The 20,060-nt window shown below is 73.6% G+C and carries 18 protein-coding genes; 3 read left to right on the top strand and 15 right to left on the bottom strand.

What is annotated here, in order from left to right:
- Positions 1-74: 74 nt before the first annotated feature.
- The 12 genes from AOM09_RS11095 to AOM09_RS11150 form a co-directional block, all read right to left on the bottom strand.
- Positions 75-455, bottom strand: a complete 381-nt coding sequence (locus AOM09_RS11095) for a nitrite reductase (NAD(P)H) small subunit (protein ID WP_062388296.1) — start codon at positions 453-455, stop codon at positions 75-77.
- Positions 452-3,022, bottom strand: coding sequence for a nitrite reductase large subunit NirB (nirB, locus tag AOM09_RS11100; protein WP_062388301.1), 2,571 nt, complete (start codon positions 3,020-3,022; stop codon positions 452-454). Before nirB ends, AOM09_RS11095 begins: the two co-directional genes overlap by 4 nt.
- On the bottom strand, positions 3,019-4,500 hold the full coding sequence (locus tag AOM09_RS11105; protein ID WP_062388304.1) for an FAD-dependent oxidoreductase: 1,482 nt from the start codon (positions 4,498-4,500) through the stop codon (positions 3,019-3,021). Before AOM09_RS11105 ends, nirB begins: the two co-directional genes overlap by 4 nt.
- The gene (locus AOM09_RS11110; RefSeq protein ID WP_062388309.1) at positions 4,497-6,689 is read right to left on the bottom strand and encodes a molybdopterin oxidoreductase family protein; all 2,193 of its coding nucleotides are present in this window, start codon (positions 6,687-6,689) and stop codon (positions 4,497-4,499) included. The genes AOM09_RS11105 and AOM09_RS11110 overlap by 4 nt, the downstream gene beginning before the upstream one ends.
- Position 6,690: 1 nt before the next feature.
- Positions 6,691-8,088, bottom strand: a complete 1,398-nt coding sequence (locus tag AOM09_RS11115; RefSeq protein ID WP_062388312.1) for an MFS transporter — start codon at positions 8,086-8,088, stop codon at positions 6,691-6,693.
- Positions 8,089-8,299: 211 nt separating this feature from the next.
- Positions 8,300-9,604, bottom strand: a complete 1,305-nt coding sequence (hemL, locus tag AOM09_RS11120; RefSeq protein ID WP_062388316.1) for a glutamate-1-semialdehyde 2,1-aminomutase — start codon at positions 9,602-9,604, stop codon at positions 8,300-8,302.
- Positions 9,605-10,579, bottom strand: coding sequence for a porphobilinogen synthase (gene hemB, locus AOM09_RS11125; RefSeq protein WP_062388319.1), 975 nt, complete (start codon positions 10,577-10,579; stop codon positions 9,605-9,607). It abuts the gene before it with no gap.
- 7 nt (positions 10,580-10,586) lie between these two features.
- Positions 10,587-11,357: a uroporphyrinogen-III synthase gene (locus tag AOM09_RS11130; protein WP_062388322.1), complete on the bottom strand. Its 771-nt coding sequence runs from the start codon at positions 11,355-11,357 to the stop codon at positions 10,587-10,589.
- A complete protein-coding gene (hemC, locus tag AOM09_RS11135; protein ID WP_062388325.1) occupies positions 11,354-12,271 on the bottom strand; it encodes a hydroxymethylbilane synthase in 918 nt (305 codons plus the stop codon). The genes AOM09_RS11130 and hemC overlap by 4 nt, the downstream gene beginning before the upstream one ends.
- A gap of 51 nt (positions 12,272-12,322) precedes the next feature.
- Complete coding sequence (locus AOM09_RS11140) at positions 12,323-13,537, bottom strand: MFS transporter (protein ID WP_062388327.1); 1,215 nt, start codon at positions 13,535-13,537, stop codon at positions 12,323-12,325.
- Positions 13,537-14,205 carry a metal-dependent transcriptional regulator gene (locus AOM09_RS11145; RefSeq protein ID WP_062388329.1) on the bottom strand — a complete coding sequence of 223 codons (669 nt, stop codon included), beginning with the start codon at positions 14,203-14,205 and terminating at the stop codon, positions 13,537-13,539. Before AOM09_RS11145 ends, AOM09_RS11140 begins: the two co-directional genes overlap by 1 nt.
- 4 nt (positions 14,206-14,209) lie before the next feature.
- Entirely contained in the window at positions 14,210-14,824 is a 615-nt protein-coding gene (locus AOM09_RS11150) for a copper resistance CopC family protein (protein ID WP_062388331.1), read from the bottom strand.
- Between the two features lie 108 nt (positions 14,825-14,932).
- Here AOM09_RS11150 and AOM09_RS11155 point away from each other — a divergent pair, with 108 nt between their 5' ends.
- The 3 genes from AOM09_RS11155 to AOM09_RS11165 are packed head-to-tail and all read left to right on the top strand — an operon-like array spanning position 14,933 to position 17,939.
- The gene (locus tag AOM09_RS11155; RefSeq protein WP_062388334.1) at positions 14,933-16,054 is read left to right on the top strand and encodes a glycosyltransferase family 4 protein; all 1,122 of its coding nucleotides are present in this window, start codon (positions 14,933-14,935) and stop codon (positions 16,052-16,054) included.
- Positions 16,051-17,175: a glycosyltransferase gene (locus tag AOM09_RS11160; protein ID WP_062388337.1), complete on the top strand. Its 1,125-nt coding sequence runs from the start codon at positions 16,051-16,053 to the stop codon at positions 17,173-17,175. Before AOM09_RS11155 ends, AOM09_RS11160 begins: the two co-directional genes overlap by 4 nt.
- Positions 17,172-17,939, top strand: a complete 768-nt coding sequence (locus AOM09_RS11165; protein WP_156162343.1) for a GDSL-type esterase/lipase family protein — start codon at positions 17,172-17,174, stop codon at positions 17,937-17,939. The genes AOM09_RS11160 and AOM09_RS11165 overlap by 4 nt, the downstream gene beginning before the upstream one ends.
- A gap of 54 nt (positions 17,940-17,993) precedes the next feature.
- On the opposite strand, the gene AOM09_RS11170 is transcribed toward AOM09_RS11165, so the two are convergent.
- The 3 genes from AOM09_RS11170 to AOM09_RS11180 form a co-directional block, all read right to left on the bottom strand.
- Entirely contained in the window at positions 17,994-18,572 is a 579-nt protein-coding gene (locus AOM09_RS11170) for a hypothetical protein (protein WP_156162344.1), read from the bottom strand.
- Positions 18,573-18,728: 156 nt separating this feature from the next.
- Positions 18,729-19,310: a hypothetical protein gene (locus AOM09_RS11175; RefSeq protein WP_062388346.1), complete on the bottom strand. Its 582-nt coding sequence runs from the start codon at positions 19,308-19,310 to the stop codon at positions 18,729-18,731.
- Positions 19,311-19,448: 138 nt separating this feature from the next.
- Entirely contained in the window at positions 19,449-20,048 is a 600-nt protein-coding gene (locus AOM09_RS11180) for a TetR/AcrR family transcriptional regulator (RefSeq protein WP_082099061.1), read from the bottom strand.
- Between the last annotated feature and the right edge of the window lie 12 nt (positions 20,049-20,060).

Raw genomic sequence — 20,060 nt, forward strand, 5'->3', positions numbered from 1 at the left:
CCGGGTGCGAGGGGCGATGGTGGGGACCACTGCTCCTCGAGGGTAGAAGGCGCTTCGCATGGCGCCCCGTGACGTCAGTCCCGGGCCAGCGTCACCACGACCGCGTCGCCCTCGGCGGCGACGGCGTGGACGCGCAAACCGGGCGCGAGCCCCTCCTTCGGCTCCTTGTCCATCGTCACCAGGCACGCCCCGTCGAGCAGCGAGAACACCTGCTTGTAGATCGGCGACGCGATCGTGGGCACGTCCCCCCGCGAGCCCGTGATCCCGCGCGACATCACCGACGCGCCCGAGAACGGGTCGAGGTTCTGCACGCAGTGGAGCGAGCCGTCCGCGAGCAGGAAGATCGCGACCTGAACCCCCTCGACGAGCGCGGCCACGCCCAGCTCGGGGGTGAGGTCGCCCAGCGCGCACACGCGGGTCGCGGTGGACGATGCGGTGTCGGGAACGGCGGTCATGACCGGACCTCCAGGGTGGTGGGGGCGATGAGGACCGCGCCCGAGGCACGCTCCTCGGAGGTGGCGGGGCGACGCTGGCCGCGCTGTGGGACGTAGGCGAGCGTCGGGTCGGGCTCCTCGGGGGCGTTGACGAACGACGTGAACTGGCGCAGCCGCACCGGGTCGTTGAGCACGGCCTTCCACTCGTCCTCGTAGGAGTCGATGTGGCGCGCCATGTGGGCGTCGAGCTCCTCGCCCAGGCCCAGCGAGTCGTCGACCACGATGCGGCGGATCTCGTCGAGACCGCCCTCGTGCTCCTGCTGCCACGGGGCCGTGCGCTGCAGGCGGTCCGCGGTGCGGATGTAGTACATGAGGTAGCGGTCGATGACCCGGAACACGTCCTCGTCGGGGACGTCCTCGACCAGCAGCTGCGCGTGCACCGGCGTGAAGCCGCCGTTGCCGCCCACGTAGACGTTCCAGCCCTTGTCGGTCGCGATGACGCCCACGTCCTTGCCGCGCGCCTCCGCGCACTCGCGCGCGCAGCCGGAGACGCCCAGCTTGAGCTTGTGCGGGCTGCGCAGGCCGCGGTAGCGCAGCTCGAGCGCGATCGCCATGCCGACCGAGTCCTGAACCCCATAGCGGCACCACGTCGACCCGACGCAGGACTTCACCGTGCGCAGCGACTTGCCGTACGCGTGGCCCGACTCCATGCCCGCGTCGACCAGCCGCTTCCAGATCTGCGGCAGCTGCTCGAGACGGGCCCCGAACAGGTCGATGCGCTGACCGCCGGTGATCTTCGTGTAGAGCCCGAAGTCCTGCGCGATCTGCCCGATGAGGATGAGGTGCTCGGGCAGGATCTCGCCGCCCGGCACGCGGGGCACCACGGAGTAGGTGCCGTCCTTCTGCATGTTCGCCATGACGCGGTCGTTGGTGTCCTGCAGCGCCGCGCGGTCGCCTCCCAGCACGTGCTCGTTGTAGAGGCTCGCGAGGATCGATCCGACGGTCGGCTTGCAGATGTCGCAGCCGCGTCCGGTGCCGAAGCGCTCGATGACCTCGGAGAACGTGGTGACCTCGGCGACCTTGATGGCGTTGAACAGCTGCGCACGCGACAGCGCGAAGTGCTCGCACAGGGCGTTCGAGACCTCGATGCCGGCTTTCTCCAGCTCGGTCGACATGATCTTCTTCACCAGCGGCAGGCACGAGCCGCACGAGGTCCCGGCCTTGGTGCACGCCTTCACCGCACCGAGGTCGTGGCAGTCGTGATCGTTGACGGCACCGCGGATGGCGCCGGCGGACACGTTGTTGCACGAGCACACCCCCGCATCGTCCGGCAGCTCGATCTCGCCCTTCTCGACGGAGCCCTCGGGCAGGATCCAGGCGGCGGGGTCGCCCGGCAGCGCCGCGCCGACCATGGGCCGCAGCGAGGCGTACGCGCTCGCGTCCCCGACCAGGATGCCGCCCAGCAGCGTGGTCGCGTCGTCGGTGAGCACCAGCTTCTTGTAGACCCCGTTGACCGGGTCCGCGTAGACCATCTCGAGCGCGCCGGGCGTGGTGGCGAAGGCGTCGCCGAAGGACGCGACGTCGACCCCCAGCAGCTTGAGCTTGGCCGCCATGTCGGCGCCCGGGAAGGTCGGCGTGCCACCCAGGAGGCGGTCCACGGCGATCTCGGCCATCGTGTTGCCCGGCGCGATGAGGCCCAGGCAGGCCCCCTGGATGCAGGCCACCTCGCCGATCGCGCTGACCGCGGGGTCCGCCGTGAGGCACGTGTCGTCGACCACCACTCCCCCCCGGGCTCCCAGCTCGAGGCCGGCCGCCGCGCCGAGCTCGTCGCGGGGCCGCACGCCGGTCGCGAACACCACCACGTCGACCAGCTGCTCGCCGCCGTCCGCGAACAGCAGGCTGCCGACGTGCCCGTCCTTGCCTGCTCGGATCTCCTTGGTGGCGGTGGAGCAGCGGACGGTCACGCCCATGCCCTCGATCAGGCGCTTGAGCGCCTCGCCACCACCCTCGTCGACCTGGAGGTTCATGAGCCGGTCCGCGAACTGGATGACGGTGCTGACGGCCCCGAGGTTCTGGAGCGCCCCCGCGGCCTCGAGCCCGAGCAGACCGCCGCCGATGACGGCGCCGCGGACCGGACGGCCGAGCGCCGCACGGCGCTCCTCGACCCACCCGCGCAGCGCGGCGACATCGTCCACCGTGCGGTACATGAACACGCCCGCGAGGTCGGCGCCCGGCGTGGGCGGGGCCCACGCGTAGGAGCCGGTGGCGAGCACCAGGTGGTCGTAGGAGACCTCGCGGCCGCCCTCGACGGTGACGATACGACGGTCGCGGTCGACCGCTGTCGCCCGCGAGTCGCGGTGCAGGGTCACCAGCGGGTCGCGCCACAGCGCGGGATCGCCCAGCTGCAGGTCCTCGGGCGACTTGCCCGAGAAGTAGCTGGTGAGCGCGACACGGTCGTACGGCGCGCGCGGCTCCTCCGCGATGACCTCGACGCTGTAGCGGCCGTCGGTGTCGCGCGCACGCAGCGCCTCGGTGAAGCGGTGGGCGACCATGCCGCCGCCCACCACGACGATGTGCTCGGTGGTCATCGTGCCTCCCCTGCCCCCGCGAGCGCGGGGGTCCTGTCCTCGCTCGTGGCGTGCGCCTCGAGCAGCTCCTTCACCTGCGGCTTGCAGTCGCCGCATCCTGTCGACGCGCGGGTCGCGCGCGACACGTCCTGAGGGGTCGCGCATCCGGCGGCGATCGCGTCGCAGATGCGGCCCTTGGTGACGCCGTTGCACTGGCAGACGGTGTCGTCGTCGTCCATCTCCGCGACGCTGCGGCGCGCCGGCCCGGCGCCCGGGATGGGCCGGACGATGAGGTGCGCGGGATCCGTCGGCACCGGCAGCATGCGCGTGTACAGCGCCTGCAGGTCCGTGGCCGTGGCCTTGTCGCCCACCACCGTCGCGCCCACGAGCAGCCCGTGGGAGACCACCACCTCGACGAAGCGGCCGATCGCCGGGTCGGAGATGCGGACGGCGCGCAGCTCGCGCTCGCCGTGGTCGAACTTGCCCGACAGCCCCATCGTCACCACCTCGAGCCCCGTCGCCTTGACGCGCACCACGGTGGTCGTGGGGGCCGGAGCCTCGCCCGCGGCCGTGCCCGCGCCGTCCCCCGCCCACGCCTCGACCAGCCGCGCGGCCTGGTCCCAGCCCTGCGCCACGAGACCCGTCCCGCCCTCGGGCGGCTGGGCGCAGTCGCCGATCGCGAACACCGCGCCGTCCGCGGGCGAGGCCAGGTCCTCCCCCACCAGGACGCCGCGCTCGCAGGGGAGCCCCGCACGCCGCGCGAGGGCCGTCTCGGGGATGGTCCCGGCGCACATGACGAGCAGGTCGGTGAGCACCTCGGCGCCCGTGCCGAGCTCGACCGCGCTGACGCGGCCGCGACGTTCGATCACGCGCGTCACGGAGGTGGTGGTCACCACGCTGATGCCGAGCCGCGCAAGGGATCCCTCCGCGATCTGCGAGGCGGCCGAGCCGAGCTGGCGCTCCATGAGCCGGTCGGCGTGGTGCACGAGCGTCACCGCGAGGCCTCGCGCCGCGAGCCCCGTCGCGACCTCGAGGCCCAGCACGCCCGCCCCGAGCACCACGGCGCGCCGCGCCTTGGGCAGCGCCGCGAGGATCCCCTGCGCGTCCGCGAGGTCCTTGAGCACCGCCACCCCGCGCACCAGCCCGTCCGGATCGGCGACGTGCTGGATCTGCGGGATCCTCGCCGCCGAACCGGTGGCCAGCACCAGGCGGTCGTACCGGTGAAGGGTGCCGTCGGAGGCGGTGACGATGCGCCGCTCGCGGTCGATCTCGACGGCCGCGACCCCCTGGCGCACGTCGATGCGATCGTGCGCCGGCGCGTCGAGCGCGATCCCGTCGGCCGCCGCCTTGCCGGCGACCACGCTCGACAGGAGCACGCGGTTGTAGGGCGCATGCGGCTCGCGGCCCAGGACCGTGAGGTGCGCGTCCGGGATCCGGGTGACCGCGTCCTGCGCGAACCTCGAGCCGACCATGCCGTGGCCGATGACGACGATCCTCATCGCAGTGCTCCCTTCAGGTCCAGATCCCGCACCGCGGCGCGGATCTCGACGGCCGTGACCTTGAACTCGGGCATCGACGACACGGGGTCGGTCGCGTCGTTGGTGAGCCGGTTCGCGCTGCCGACGCCGGCCCAGTGGAACGGCATGAACACCGTGTCGACGCGGATGTCGGTGGTGAGGCGCACCGGCGCCGCCGCCTCGCCGCGCGCGCTCGTCAGCACGGCGACGTCGCCCTGCCCGAGCCCGAGCCGCTCGGCGAGCAGCGGATGCATCTCCACGAACGCCTCGGGCTGCGCCTGCGCGAGCTCCGCGACACGGCGGGTCTGGGCCCCGGACTGGTAATGCTGGAGCACGCGCCCCGTCACCAGGTACGTCGTGGCGCCCGGCCGCACCTCGTCGGCGGGCCCCCGGTGCGTCACGGGCACCATCCGCGCGCGGCCGTCGGGCGTGGGGAAGGTCGACGTGAAGGGCCGCGGGGTGCCCGGGTGGGCCGGCTCCCCGGCGGACGATGCGGGGCACGGCCAGAACAGCTCCTCGCCGGCGTCGAGACGGGCGTAGGAGATGCCGCTGTAGTCGGCCTTGCCGCCCGCCGAGGCGCGGGCCATCTCGTCGAACATCGTCTCCGGGTCGTCGCTGAAGAGCGCGTCGCAGCCGAGGCGCGCCGCGAGCTCGCGCAGGATCCACAGCTCGCTGCGCGCCTCGCCGGGCGCGGCGACCGCGGTGCGGCGGCGGATCACACGGCCCTCGAGGTTGGTCATGGTGCCGTCCTCCTCGGCCCACTGCGTGACGGGCAGGATGACGTCGGCGAGCATCGCGGTCTCGGACGGGACCAGGTCGCACACCACCAGCAGGTCGAGCGCCCGCAGGCGCTCCTCGACGGCGATCGCGTTCGGCGCGCTCACCACCACGTTGCTCCCGTGCACGAGCAGCGCGCGGGGGCCTCCCGCGGTCCCGAGGGAGGCCAGCAGCTGCACCGCCGGCACGCCGGCACCGGGGATGCTGTCGGGGTCGACGCCCCAGACGCCGGCCACGTGGGCGCGCGCCGCCGGGTCGGTGATCATGCGGTAGCCGGGCAGCTGGTCCGCCTTCTGCCCGTGCTCGCGCCCGCCCTGGCCGTTGCCCTGACCCGTGACGGGTCCGTAGCCCGAACCGACGCGGCCGATGAGCCCGAGCGCGAGCGCGAGGTTGATGGCGGCCGAGACGCAGTCGGTGCCCTGCGCCATCTGCTCGACGCCGCGGCCCGTGAGGATGTACGCGCCGCGGCCGCCGCGCGCGGGCGAGGCGTCGGCGAGGGTGCGCGCGACCGCGCGCAGCGAGTCGGCGGGGATGCCGGTCACGGCCTCCGCGCGCTCGGGCCACCACTGCGCCACCGAGCGGCGCACGGCGTCGAGGCCCTCGACGCGCGCATCCAGGTACGCGGCGTCCTGCAGCCCCTCGGCGAGCACGATGTGCAGCAGCGCGAGCAGCACCACCATGTCGGAGCCGGGCACCGGGGCGAGGTGGATGCCGGCGCCGTCGAGGGTGAGCTTCGCGGTGACGGTGGCGCGCGGGTCCACCACCACGAGCCCGCCACGCTCCCGCACGCCGGCCAGGTGCTGGACGAACGGGGGCATCGTCGCCCCCATGTTCGAGCCGAGGATCAGCACCGCGTCGGCGCCCGCCAGGTCGGACAGCGGGAACGCGAGCCCACGGTCCATCCCGAGCGAGCGGTTCGACGCCGCCGCGGCCGACGACATGCAGAAACGGCCGTTGTAGTCGATGAGCCGCGTCCGCAGCGCGAGCCGCGCGAACTTGCCCAGTGCGTAGGCCTTCTCGTTGGTGAGCCCTCCCCCGCCGAACACCGCCACCGCATCGTTCCCCGACTCCGCCTGGAGGGCGGAGATGCGACCGGCGACCAGGTCGAGCGCCTCGTCCCACGACGCGGAGCGGAAGCCGCCGTCGGCGGTCCTCAGCAGCGGGGTCGTGATGCGGTCGGAGGCCCGCAGGACCTCGGCCGAGGTCCAGCCCTTCTGGCACAGCCCGCCGCGGTTCGTGGGGAACTCGCGTCCCGCCACCGCGACCGGGAGCCGGTCCCCGGGGGTCACGGCCAGGGACTGCGCGCACTGGAGCGCGCAGTAGGGGCAATGGGTGGCCACGGCGGCGGCGGCGAGGGGAGCCGCCGCCACCGTGGTCGGCTGGGGGGCCGTCATGTCAGACGTTCCTCATCGCCGCGCCCTTGCGCAGGTAGAACACCCACGTGATGACGGCCATGGCGAGGAACACCACCACGTAGATCTGCAGCGCGGGGACGATGGTGCCCGTCTGCTCCTTGGCGATCTTGTAGATGAACGGGATCGCGAAGCCGCCGAAGGCGCCCACCGCGGAGATGATGCCGACCGCGCCGGCGGCCTGGCGCTTGAAGTCGAGGCGGCTCTCGTCGGTGTCCTCGCCCTTCGCCTTCTGGATGCGGCCGAAGATCGACGGGATCATGCGGTAGGTCGACCCGTTGCCGATGCCCGTCGCCGCGAACAGCACCATGAAGCTGACGAAGAACAGCGCGAGCGACTCGTGCTGGACCCCGATCACCGCCGTGACGCCCGCGATCGCCATGACCACGAAGGCCGCGACCGTGATGATCGCGCCGCCGACGCGGTCAGCGAGCTTGCCCCCGTACGGACGCGACAGCGATCCGATGAGCGCGCCGAGGAATCCCCAGCTGAGCGCGATGTCGGCGCGCTCGAAGACCACCGTGAGGAGCGTGGGGAACGCCGCGGAGTAGCCGATGAAGGAGCCGAAGGTGCCGATGTAGAGGAAGGCCATGAGCCACGTGTGACCGTGCTGCAGCGAGGCCGCCGTGGGCTTCGGGTCCGCCTTCGCCTCGCGCAGGTTGTCCATGAAGAGGAACGCGAGGATCGCGGCCGCGACGGCGAGCGGGACGTAGACGAGACCCGCGGCGGACAGGCCCAGCGCGCCGATGCCGATGACGAGCGGCACGAGCTTCTGCGCCACCGCGACGCCGATGTTGCCGCCCGCGGCGTTGAGGCCCAGCGCCCAGCCCTTCTCCTTGTCGGGGTAGAAGAACGAGATGTTCGACATCGAGGAGGCGAAGTTGCCGCCGCCGAAGCCCGCGGTCGCTGCGATCGCGACCAGCACCCCGAAGGACGTGTCCGGGTGCTGGACCACCCAGGCGAGGCCGAGCGTCGGGATCAGCAGCAGCAGCGCGGAGATCACGGTCCAGTTGCGACCGCCGAAGATCGGCACCGCGAAGGTGTAGGGGATGCGCAGGAACGCGCCGACGCCGGAGGCGACCGCGAGGAGCGTGAAGCCCTGGCCCGCGGTCAGCGCCCAGCCGCCGGCGCCCGCCGTCACCAGCGCGCCCGACTCGTCGAACGTGCCGTACATGCGCACCACGACGATCGACCAGAGCAGCCACACGGAGAACCCGATGTGCTCGGCGACGATGGAGAACACGAGGTTGCGGAACGCGATGGACTTGCCGCGGGCCTCCCAGAACAGATCGTTCTCGGGCTCCCAGCGCTCGATCCACCGGCCCTTGCCGATGATGCCGGGCTCGACGGCCTCGACGGCGGTCTTGTCGGAGATGGTCATGGTCCCTCCCGGGGGACTGAGGTCCGACCGGGGCGGTCGCCCCGCGGGGAATCGGACGCCTCAGACGCTACGGAGGGGAGGTTTCGACCGTCGTCACGTTCTGTGAAACGTGGGAAAACTCTTTCTCACCCGCGACGGAAGGTGACTGTGAGGACGCTCACCGGCCACCCGCGAGCTGGTGAGCGGTGCGATCTACCAGGGACGATGCGCGTCAGGCGCGCTCACCGTCGGCCCAGGCGGCGACGGTGGCGACGATGTGATCGACGTCCGCCGCGGTGTGCGCGGCCGAGACGAACCATGCCTCGTAGGCGCTCGGGGGCAGCGCGACGCCCTCGCGCCGCACCGCGTGGAACAGCCGCGCGAAGGCCGCGGTGTCCTGGCGGGAGACGTCCTCGAACGTCACCGGCGGCTCCGACAGCCCCAGGAAGAACGAGAACAGCGTGCCCGCGCGGCCCACGGCATGGGTGATCCTGCGCGCGGTCAGCGCGTCCGAGACGCCGAGGGCCAGCGCGTCGGCCGTCGCCGTGACGCGCGCGTGGACCTCGTCGGTCAGCAGGCGCATCGTCGCGAGCCCCGCGGCGACCGCCACCGGGTTCCCCGACAGCGTGCCCGCCTGGTACACGGGCCCGAGCGGCGCCAGCTGCTCCATGAGGTCGCGTCGCCCGCCGAGCGCGGCGACCGGGAGGCCCCCGCCGATCACCTTGCCGAACGTCACCAGGTCCGGCGTCCAGGGGTCGAGGCCCGCCGCGACGTCGTGATCGCGCTCGACGCCCCAGTAACCCGCCGGCCCGGCGCGGAAGCCCGTGAGGACCTCGTCGAGGATCATGACGGCGCCCTCGTTCTTGCACAGCGACGCGATCAGCCGGTTGAAGCCCGCGGGCGGACGGATCACGCCCATGTTCGCGGGCGCGGCCTCGACGATGACGGCGGCGATCGACTCCCCGTGCTCGGCGAAGGCCGCGGTGAGGGCCGCCTCGTCGCCGTACGGCAGCACGAGCGTGTCCTGCGCGGCGCCCGGCGTGACGCCCGCGGAGTCGGGCACGCCCGCGGTGGCGAGGCCCGAGCCCGCCGCGACCAGGAGCGCGTCAGAGTGGCCGTGGTAGCAGCCGGCGAACTTGATGAACGTGTGGCGACCGGTCGCGGCGCGCGCGAGACGGATCGCGGTCATCGTCGCCTCGGTGCCCGTGGACACCAGGCGGACCCGCTCGGCCGGCGCGTACCGATCGCGGATGAGCTCCGCGAGCTCGACCTCCGCCTCCGTGGTCGCGCCGAAGCTCAACCCCTTCGCGGCGGCGGCCTGCACGGCCGCGACCACCTCGGGATGCGCGTGGCCGAGGATCGCGGGGCCCCACGACGCGACGAGGTCGATCATCTCGCGACCGTCGGCGTCGACGATGCGGCTGCCGCGCGCCTCCGCGATGGGCACGGGCTCTCCCCCGACGCCGTTCCAGGCGCGCACGGGCGAGTTGACGCCCCCGGGAAGGATCGCGCGGGCGCGCTCGGCGTAGTCGGACACTCAGTTCTCCTTGAGCCAGGCGGCGAGCTCGAGCGCCGCGTAGGTGACGATGATGTCGGCGCCGGCCCGGCGCATCGACGTGAGGGCCTCGAGGTGCGCGGCGCGGCGGTCCAGCCAGCCGTTCGCGGCGGCGGCCTCGATCTGGGCGTACTCGCCCGATACGTGATAGGCGGCGACGGGCACGCGGGACTGCGCCGCCACCTCGGCCACGACGTCGAGGTACGGCAGCGCCGGCTTCACCATGACGATGTCGGCGCCCTCGAACTCGTCGAGCTCCGCCTCGTGCAGTCCCTGCAGGCCGTTGGCCGGGTCGATCTGGTAGCTCCGGCGATCGCCCTCGAGCTGGCTGTCGACGGCCTCGCGGAACGGGCCGTAGAAGGCCGAGGCGTACTTCGCGGCATACGCGAGCAGCGAGACGTCCGTGAAGCCCTCGGCCTCGAGCGCCTCACGCACCACGGCGACCTGGTGGTCCATCATCCCGCTCAGCCCGAGCACGTGGGCGCCGGCACGTGCCTGCGCGAGGCCCATCTCGGCGTAGACCGCGAGCGTCGCGTCGTTGTCCACGCGCCCGTCGGCGGAGAGCACGCCGCAGTGGCCATGGTCGGTGAACTCGTCCAGGCAGAGGTCCGCCATGATGACGAGCCGCTCGCCCGCGGCATCCGCGGCGGCGCGGATCGCGCGGTTGAGGATGCCGTCGGGGTCGACGGCGCCGGAGCCGCGCGCGTCGCGCACCGCCGGGATCGCGAAGATCATGAGGCCGCCCACCCCCGCCTCGACGGCGGCGTCGACGAGCGCCGGCACCGCGGCGAGGGGGTGCTGGGACACCCCGGGCAGCGATGCGATGGGTCGCGGCTCCGCGAGCTCCTCGTGGATGAAGACCGCCCACACGAGCTCGCCGGGATGCGGGCGGACCTCGCGCACGAGGCGCCGCATGGCGGGCGTGGTGCGCAGGCGGCGCGGGCGGTAGGAGGTCATGTGGTCCTCAGTCCTCGGGGGTCGACGCCAGGGCCGCGTCGAGCGCGGCCCTGATGCCAGCGTAGGTGGGAGTCTCGGCGACGGCGTCCACCCGGAGGCCGGCGGCACGTGCGCCCGCCTGGGTGGTGCGGCCGATCGCGATGATCCGCGTGGCGGGGGCCACGGTCGCGCATGCGGCGGCGAAGCGCTCGGCGACCGAGCCCGACGTCAGCAGCACCGCGTCGACCGCGCCGTCCGCGACCGCGGCGACCGTCGCATCGTCCGGCCCGGGGCCGTCCACGGTGCGGTAGGCCTCGACCGGCACGACGGTCCAGCCCTTGCGCTCGAGCCCGCGCTGGAGCACGGGCGAGGCGAGGTTGCCGAGCGGGACGAGGACCCGGCCAGGGCCGTCGGGGAACTCGGCGACGATGCCGCGCGCGTCGTGGCGCTCGGACGGGACCAGGTCGATGGTCAGGCCCACCGACGCGCATACGCCGCGCGTGGCCTCGCCGACCGTGGCGACCCGCGCCGCGGGCCCCGCGTCGCCGAGCGAGCGACCGTGCGCACGCGCCACGCGGTCCATCGCGAGCACCGCGTTGCGGCTGGTCACCGCCATCCAGTCGTACTCCCCCGCCGTCCAGGCAAGCGTCGCGGACTCGAGCGCCGCGGCGTCGGACGGGCCGTCGATCGCGATGAACGCGACGGGCGTGACGTGCGCGCCCTCGGCCGCGAGATCGTCCGCGAAGGCGGTGCGCTCGGCCGTGACGGGCACCAGGAGGCGCCGGCCGGCGAGGCTCATGCGCGGCCCATGAGGCGCTCGGCGCCTCGGCCCAGCAGCGAGAAGCCGCTCGACCGGCCGATCGCGGCGGCCTCGGCGATCACGCCCGAGTTGCGCTCGTTGAGCGCCAGCGCGCCGTCGTGCCCGATCACCCGCGTGTGGAGCGTGAGCCTGCCGGCCGCGACGGTGGCGTGCGCCGCGACCGGTGCGGCGCACCCGGCGTCGAGGACGCGCAACGCCTCGCGCTCCGCGGTCACGCACGCGCGCGTGTCCGCGTCGTCGAGCGTCGCAAGCAGCTCGCGCAGCTCCGCGGGGGCGTCCTCCCGGATCTCGACCGCGAGCGCGCCCTGACCCGGCGCCGGCACCATCGCCGTGACGGAGAGCGGCTCCGTCGCGTCGGCGGAGCGCCCGAGGCGGTTGAGGCCGGCCGCGGCGAGCACCACGCCGTCCAGGTCCTCGCCGATGTGCCCGAGCCGCGTGTCGACGTTGCCGCGCAACGGCCTCACGTCGAGGTCGGGGCGCACCGCGAGCAGCTGCGCGGCGCGGCGCGGCGAGCCGGTGCCGATCCGCGCGCCCTGCGGCAGCTCCGCGAGTGCGCGGCCGTCCGTGCACAGCGCGTCCCGCGGGTCCTCGCGCACGGGGATCGCCACCACCTCGAGGCCCGGGTAGGGCTGCGTGGGCACGTCCTTGAGGGAGTGGACGATGAAGTCGCACTCCCCCGCGAGCAGCGCCTCGCGCAGGGCCGTGACGAACACCCCGGTCTGGGACAGGCCCACGAGCGAGCCGCGGTCGACATCGCCCTTGGTGGCCACCTTGACCAGCTCGACCGTCGCGTCGACGCCCGCGGCGGCGGCCGCCGCCACCACCGCATCGGCGAACTGCCCCGACTGGGCCGTCGCGAGCGCGGATCCACGGGTGCCCAGGCGGAGATTCATGCGCACCAGGGTAACGAAGCGGCGGCGGGAGGTGGGACTGTGGCGGGATGCTCAGCGCCGGTAGCCGGGGCCGCTGAAGACGAGCACGAGCGCGACGAGCGCCAGCCCGAGCGCGACCCACGCGGGCGCGACGTACCCGAGCCCCGCGCCGATCACCACCGCGCCGAGCCCCGTGCCGACCACGGTCGCCGCGTTGAGCGCCGAGTGGGCGATGGCCGCGCCGAGCGACGGCGACGTGTGCGTCGCGTCCATGAGGTGCGCCTGCGCGGACTGCGAGAACACCTGCACGCACGCGCCGAGCGCGACGAGCGCGATCACCACGGGCCAGCCCAGGGTCCCCAGCAGGCCGAGCGCGAGCAGCATCGCGGCGACCCCGATGATCCCCACGCGCTCCGTGAGCACCGGCGAGCGGTCCGTGAGGCGGCCGCCGATGAAGGCGCCCGCCGTCATGCCGAGCCCGAAGAGCATGAGGATCACGGTCACGGCCTCGGACGAGAACCCGTTGGTGTCCTCGAGCAGCGGGACGATGTACGACTGCACCGCGCCGAGCCCCGCGAACCCGACCGTCACGGTCCCGATCGCGGTCCACAGCACGCGTCCGCGCAGCGCCGCGGCCTCGGTCCGCAGGCTCACCCCGGGGGTGCCGCGCACCGAGGGCACGAACGCCCACATGAGCAGCAGGCCGGCGAGGCCCACCGCGGTGACCACCGCGTAGGAGACGCGCCAGCCGGCCTGCTCGGACAGCCATTGCATGCCGGGCACGCCGACCACCGCGGCCGCGGTGAGCCCGTACATGAGCGTCGCGATGACCTTCCCGCGCCGCTCGGCGCCCATCACGAGGACACCGACGTACGTGGCGGAGCCGAGCAGCGCGCCGTGCGGCAGCCCGGCGAGGAACCGGATCGCGAGCAGGGCGCCGACCGAGGGCGCGAGCACCGTCAACGCCGAGGTCGCCACGAAGACGGTCGACATCGCGAGCAGCAGCCGGCGTCGGTTCCACGCGGCGAGCCCGACCATGATCACGGGCGCGCCGACCACGACGCCGAGCGCGTAGGCCACGATGGTCCAGCCGATCATGTCGACCGTGGTGTCGAGCGAGCGGACCTGATCCTGGATCACGCCCGCGGCGCCCTGCTGCGACAGGCCGATCGCGAAGGCCGCGACCACGAATCCCGTGAGCACGAGCGCGGGATGCGGGGCGTGCGCGGTGCGCGGCAGCAGCCACCGCGGCGTGTCGGCCTCGGAGGCCGGGGGCAGGGCGGTCATCAGGACCCCTGGGCGACGAGCCACACCGCGGAGGCGGTGGCGGTCGGGACCACGATCACCGCCTCCGGCCCCTCCACGCGGATCCCCCCGCCCTCGGCGGCGCCGAGCACGCGGATCGTGGCGTCCACCGTCAAGCCGAGCGACGCGAGGTCACGCAGCACGGCCGGGTCCGCATCGGACAGCCGCGCGACGGTCCAGCCGCCGGGCGACGCCTCCGTGAGGTTGGTGCCGTCGAGGGTGACGATGCGCCCGGTCGCGCTCGGGATCGGGTCGCCGTGCGGGTCGCGCGTGGGGTGTCCGAGCGCGGCGTCGATCGCGTCGATCATGCGCGCCGAGCAGGCGTGCTCCAGCACCTCGGCCTCGTCGTGGACCTCGTCCCAGCCGTAGCCCAGCTGCGTCACCAGGAAGGTCTCGAGGAGCCGATGCCGCCGCACCATGTCGAGGGCGCGGCGCTCGCCCTCGACCGTCAACGTGATCGCGCCGTAGGGCTCGTGATCGAGCAGCCCGGCCGCCACGAGCTTGCGAACGTTCTCGGACACGGTCGGCGCGGACACGCCGAGCCGCTCGGCAAGCGCCTTGGTCGTGACGCGCGCGTCGGACCACTCCGTCGCGCTCCACACGATCTTGACGTAGTCCTGCGCCGTGGGCGTCAGCTGCGGCTCGGTCATCGCGTCACCCTTCGCGCCTCGTGCGGCTCGCGATCGCGAACGCGAGGCCCGCCGCGGCGACCACGCCGATGATGACGTAGATGGCGGGGTTGGGCCCCACCTCCTCGTAGACGGTCACGTGCGGGCTGGGGCTCGCGGTCGCGACCGGCCCCGCTCCCGCGGAGGCCGTCGCGGTCGCGCTCGGGGACGCCGAGGCGCTCGCGCTCGGGGACGCCGAGGCGCTCGCGCTCGGGGACGCGACCGGCTCCTCGGGCGCGTAGGTGAAGGCGATCTCGCCCTCGATCGGGTGCCCGTCGCTCGCGACCACGCGGAACGCGAGCGTGTTGTCCCCCGCGACCAGCGCATCGTCCGGCACCGCCGCGGTCACGGTCTGCGTCACGGGATCCTCGATCTCGAGCGCCGTGCGCGTGCCGTCCGGGGCGACGATCGCCAGCTCGTTGCCGATGTCGAGCAGCTGCTCCGTGAACTCGAGCGACACCTCGGCGAGCTCCGTCACCGTCGCGCCGTCCTCGGGCGTCGACGCGACGAGCGCGGTGTGCGCCCCCGCGGGGGCCGCGAGCGCGAGCGCGCCCACGAGCGACGCGAGCGCGGCAAGGATCCTGGTGATGATGCGGGGCATGGGTCGATCCTCCCACGTGGCAGGTTTCACCAGACCTTCACCCGTTGGCCATGCGACATCCAGCGCCACGCAACCGACGGTTCTTCCTGCCCTCCCACACTCGGGGGCGTGAAGGTCGCGCTGGTCGCAGAGTCGTTCCTGCCGCACACGAACGGCGTCACGCATTCGCTGCTGCGGGTGCTCGATCACCTCGCCGCCCGCGGCGACGAGGCCGTCGTCATCGCCCCCGAGGCGCCGGGGGCGCCCACCGAGGTCGCCGGCGCTCGCATCGTCCACGTCCCCGCCGTCGGGTGGCCGGGGTACCGCGACGTCCGCGTCGCGCTGTCGAGCGTGAGGAGGCTCACGCGCCTGCTCGAGGAGCTCCGGCCCGACGTGGTGCACCTCGCCTCGCCGTTCATGCTCGGCTGGGCGGCGGTGCGTGCCGCCGCCGACCTGGGGCTGCCCACGGTCGCGATCTACCAGACCGACGTGCCGTCCTACGCGGCGGCGTACGGGGCGCCGTGGGGTGAGCCGCTGCTGTGGGCGCGCGTACGCCAGATCCACACGGCCGCGGACGTCACGCTCGCACCGTCGAGCGCCGCGATGGACCAGCTCGCCGCGCTCGGGGTCGACCGGCTCGGGCTGTGGCCGCGCGGCGTCGACACCGTGCGCTTCGCGCCCTGGCATCGGGACGATGCGCTGCGAGCCTCGTGGGCGCCGGCGGGCGACCTCGTCGTCGGCTACGTCGGGCGCCTCGCCCCGGAGAAGCGTGTGGGCGACCTCGCCCGCCTCACGCGCATCCCCGGCGTGACGGTGGTCGTCATCGGCGAGGGGCCGGAGGGCGGGCGGCTTCGCCGGCTCATGCCGGATGCGGTCATGGCGGGCTTCCTCGGCGGCGGCGAGCTCGCGCGCGCGGTGGCGAGCCTCGACGTCATGGTCCACCCGGGCGAGCTCGAGACGTTCGGGCAGTCCGTCCAGGAGGCGCTCGCCTCCGGCGTGCCGGTGGTCGCGCCGCGCCGCGGCGGCCCGGTCGACCTCATCGACCACGGGTCGAACGGATTCCTGTACGAGCCGGGCCGCCTCGATCACCTCGAGGCCGCGGTGCGCGAGCTGGTCGCGCTCGAGGACCTGCGGCTGCTGCAGGGCGCGCATGCCCGCATCTCGGTCGAGGGACGCACGTGGCCGCGCGTGTGCGAGGCCCTCACGTGCCACTACGAGGCGGCGATCGCGGCGCGGGCGGTGACGCGATGAGGGTCGCGCAGGTCGCGAACTTCTACGGGCCCCGCTCGGGCGGCCTGCGCACCGCGCTGCAGGCCCTGGGCCGCGGCTACGTGGACGCCGGCGACGAGGTCCTGCGCATCGTCCCCGGCGACGCCGACGGCTCGCTCTCCACCCCGCACGGGCGCGTGCTCACCGTCCACAGCCCGGTGGTGCCGGCGAGCGGCGGGTATCGCGTCATCACGCGGCTCGGCGCCGTCGCCGACGCGCTCGAGGCCTTCTCCCCCGACGTGCTCGAGGTCTCCGACCGGACCACGCTCGCCGCCCTGGGGCCGTGGGCCCGGGAACGCGGCGTCGCGACCGCCTTCCTCGCCCACGAGCGCGTCGGCGGCGTGCTCGACGCCGCGGTGCGCGGCCGCGTCCCTGGGGTCACGGGGCGGCTCGCGGTCGCCCACTCACGGTGGATCGCCTCGCGCTTCGACACGCTCGTGGCCACGACGGCGTACGCGGGTGCCGAGCTCGCTGCGGTCGGCGCGCGGGTCGAGACCGTGCCCCTGGGCGTGGATCTCGAGCGCTTCCACCCGCGGCACGCGAGCGCGCGGGTACGCCGGCAGCACGCGCCCGACGACGTGCCGCTCCTGGTGATGGCCTCGCGCCTGTCGCGTGAGAAGCGTCCCGACATCGCGATCGAGGCGGTGCGGGAGCTCGTGTCGCGCGGCCGTCCCGTCCGCCTGGTGGTGGCCGGGACGGGTCCGCTCGAGCCGCGCCTGCGGCGCGCGGCGCGCGGGCTGCCGGTCGAGATGCTCGGCTTCGTCGCCGACCGCGCGCGGTTCGCGGCGCTGCTCGCCTCGGCCGACGCGGTGCTCGCGCCGGGCCCCATCGAGACGTTCGGCCTCGCCGCGCTCGAGGCGCTCGCCTCGGGCACCCCCGCGATCGTCAACGCGGCGTCCGCGCTGCCCGAGGTGGTGGGCGATTCGGGCCTCGCCGCCTCGGGCACGGGTGCGGGCTTCGCGCGCGCGGTCGAGGAGGTGCTCGCCAGGGACGGGCGCGAGCGGCGGCTCCGGGCGCGGGCACGGGCGGTGCTGTTCCCGTGGTCCGCGTCGGTCGACGCGATGCGCGCGATCCACGCGCGCTCGCTCGCGGGGGCGCGATGAGCGGGCCGCGCATCGTCGCCCTCGGGGACTCGATCACCCTCGGCGTGGGCGACGGCGTCCAGCGCGCGTGGGGCGAGGTGGGATGGGCGGCGCACACGGCGCACGCGCTGGGTGCCGCGTCGTTCCTCAACCTCGCCGCCAACGGCGTGCGGGCGCGCGAGATGCTCGAGTCCCAGGTCCCTCGCGCCCGCGCCGCGAGCCCCGACGTGGTGCTGCTCACCGTCGGCGGGAACGACGTCCTGCGCGGCGACTTCTCGCCGCGCGACGTCGAGGACGCGCTCGGCGCCGCGGTCGACGCGCTCGCCGCGCCGGGGCGGCGGATCCTCACGGTGTCGCTCGACCGCATCGGCCTGTTCGAGCTCGCGCCCCGGCGCGTCGCGGAGGCGATGGCGCGGCGCATCGGCGAGGCGAACGCCGCGATCGCCCGCGCGGTCGCGGGCACCGATGTCGAGGTGATCGACGGGGCCACGCTGCTGGCCTCGCTCGGCCGCCGCGCGTGGCACATCGATCGCATCCATCCCTCACCGCAGGGTCACCGCGCGCTGGCGGGCGCGGCGGCCGCGCGGCTCGCGGCGGACTGGGCGCGGGTGGCGCCCGTGCCCGAGCCGCCGCAGCCTCCCGGCCGTGCCGCGGTCGCGGCGTGGCTCGCCGTCAACGGCGTGCCGTGGGCGCTCAAGCGCAGCCGGGACCTGATCCCCCAGGTGACCATGGTGGTCGCGCGCGAGCTGCGCGAGGAGCGGCGCGCGCCCCGCAGCCTGCCGTAGGACGCGGCGAGGGGCGAGGCCCGCGGCCCCGCCCCTCGCGCATCGTCCCGCCGGCTAGACCAGCCAGCTCTTCTCGCCGACCATCCCGCGCCACCATCGCCCGAGGCCGATGGTCTGGTGCTCGAGCTCCACCCACACGATGCCGAGGATCGCGAGGATGTAGATGATGTGCTCGTCGAGGAACGGGTTGGTCGACGGCAGCATCTGCGTCAGGTACATGAACAGCAGCATGAGGCCGCCCGACCATGCCGCGACCTTGGTGCCGATGCCGAGCATCAGCGCGAGGCCGACGCCCAGGAGGCCGATCATGAACGGCCAGTCGGTCCAGCGCTGTGCGCCGAGGTCCACGAAGAAGTCGTGGAACGGGCTGTTGACGTTGCCGCCGTACACCAGATAGCCCTCGGTGATGGGCGCGCCATTGATCCACGCCTTGTCGCAAAACGCGTCGATCGTGTAGGTCCCGTCCTCCGCCGTGGTGCGGCAGGTCGAGAATCCGAGGCCGAGGAACTTGTCGAGGAACGCCCAGAGGAAGTAGAAGCCGAGCGCGATGCGCGTGACGCTGAGCATCGCCCAGCCGAAGGCGCTTCGGCCCGCCCCTCCCGACGCCGTAGAGGTGGGTTCGGTCGTGTCCATCACTGCCTCCCGTATGAGATGCCGGTGCTGTTCTTGGCGGCGAACTCCTTTGTCCGCTTCGACCACGCTACCCCCGGGATGGGCGTCTTCGCTGGAATGCGACGAGAACGGGGTCCCGCGCCATGGCGCGGGACCCCGTGAGAACAGCCGGGCGGATCAGACCAGCCAGGCGTTCTGCTTGACGAAGGGCAGGCTCCTCCACCACTTCCCGAGCCCGATGGGCTGGTGCTCGAGCTCGACGTACACGATGCCGAAGATCGCGACGATGTAGATGAGGTGCTCGTCGAGGATCGGGTTGGTGGCCGGCCACATCTGCGTGAGGTACATGAACAGGAGCATGAGGCCCGCCGACCAGGCGCCGACCTTGGTGCCGATGCCGAGCATGAGCGCGAGTCCCACGCCCAGGAGGCCGAGCATGAAGATCACGTCGGTCCAGCGCTGCGCGCCCAGGTTGACGAAGAAGTCGTGGAACGGGCTGTTGACGTTGCCGCCGTAGACCAGGTAGCCCTCGGTCACGTGGCCGCCGCCGATCCAGGCCTTCTCGCAGAAGGCGTCGATGGTGAACGAGCCGTCCTCCGCGACGGTGCGGCAGGTCGAGAAGCCGAGGCCCAGCAGCTTGTCGATGAAGGCCCAGAGGAAGTAGAAGCCGAGCGCGATGCGGGTGACGCTCAGCATGCGCCAACCGAAGGCGCTACGGGTGGGGACCGAGGTCTCGGCGACCTCCGAGTTGACTGCCATTGTCATTCTCCTTTGTCGCGGGCCCTGTGGGCCCTGGGCGCTGGGGTAGCGCTTGGTAAGACCGTAAGGGCGCGCCAAGACGCCTGGTAGGGACCTGGGTCCCGACTCGGTGACATATCAACGATATGCGCCCGCGTGTCAGGCGAGCTGAGCGCGCAGGTGAGCCTCGATCGCGGCGGCCATGTCGACCTCGGGGTCGAGCAGCCACTGCACCTGGAGGCCGTCCATGAGGGCGACCAGTTGGCGAGGCGCAGCCTCTGGATCGACGCGCGGAGCGAGCGCGCCGGCGCGCGCGAGGTCGCGGTAGGCCCGCGTGAGGTGAACGACGAGCGAGGCGTAGCGGCGCTGGAAGTACGTGTGCGCAGGATGACCGGGGCTCGCCGCTTCGGCGGAGAGGGTCGCGTAGAGCTCCACCACGCCGCGCTGGGTCGCGTTGTGGCGCGCGGTCGCCACCAGGTGGGCGAGCATCTCGCGCGCCTCGAGCCCCTCGAACGCATCGCCCCCGTCCGCCTCGTCGCGCCGCGTCAGCACCGCCATGAGCAGGTCGGACTTCGCCGGGAAGTGGTAGAGCAGAGCCGGGTGCGTGAGTCCGCAGCGGGCGGCGATCTCGCGGACCGACGTGCCGCGGAAGCCCGACTCCGCGAACGCCGCGAGCGCGGTGTCGAGGATGAGCGCGCGCGTCTCGGCGCCACGGTCGCTGAGCTCGCGGCCCTGCCGCCCCCCGCCTCGAGTCGCCATCGTCACCCTCCC

This window comes from Demequina iriomotensis (genome assembly GCF_000971395.1).
Lineage (GTDB): Bacteria > Actinomycetota > Actinomycetes > Actinomycetales > Demequinaceae > Demequina > Demequina iriomotensis.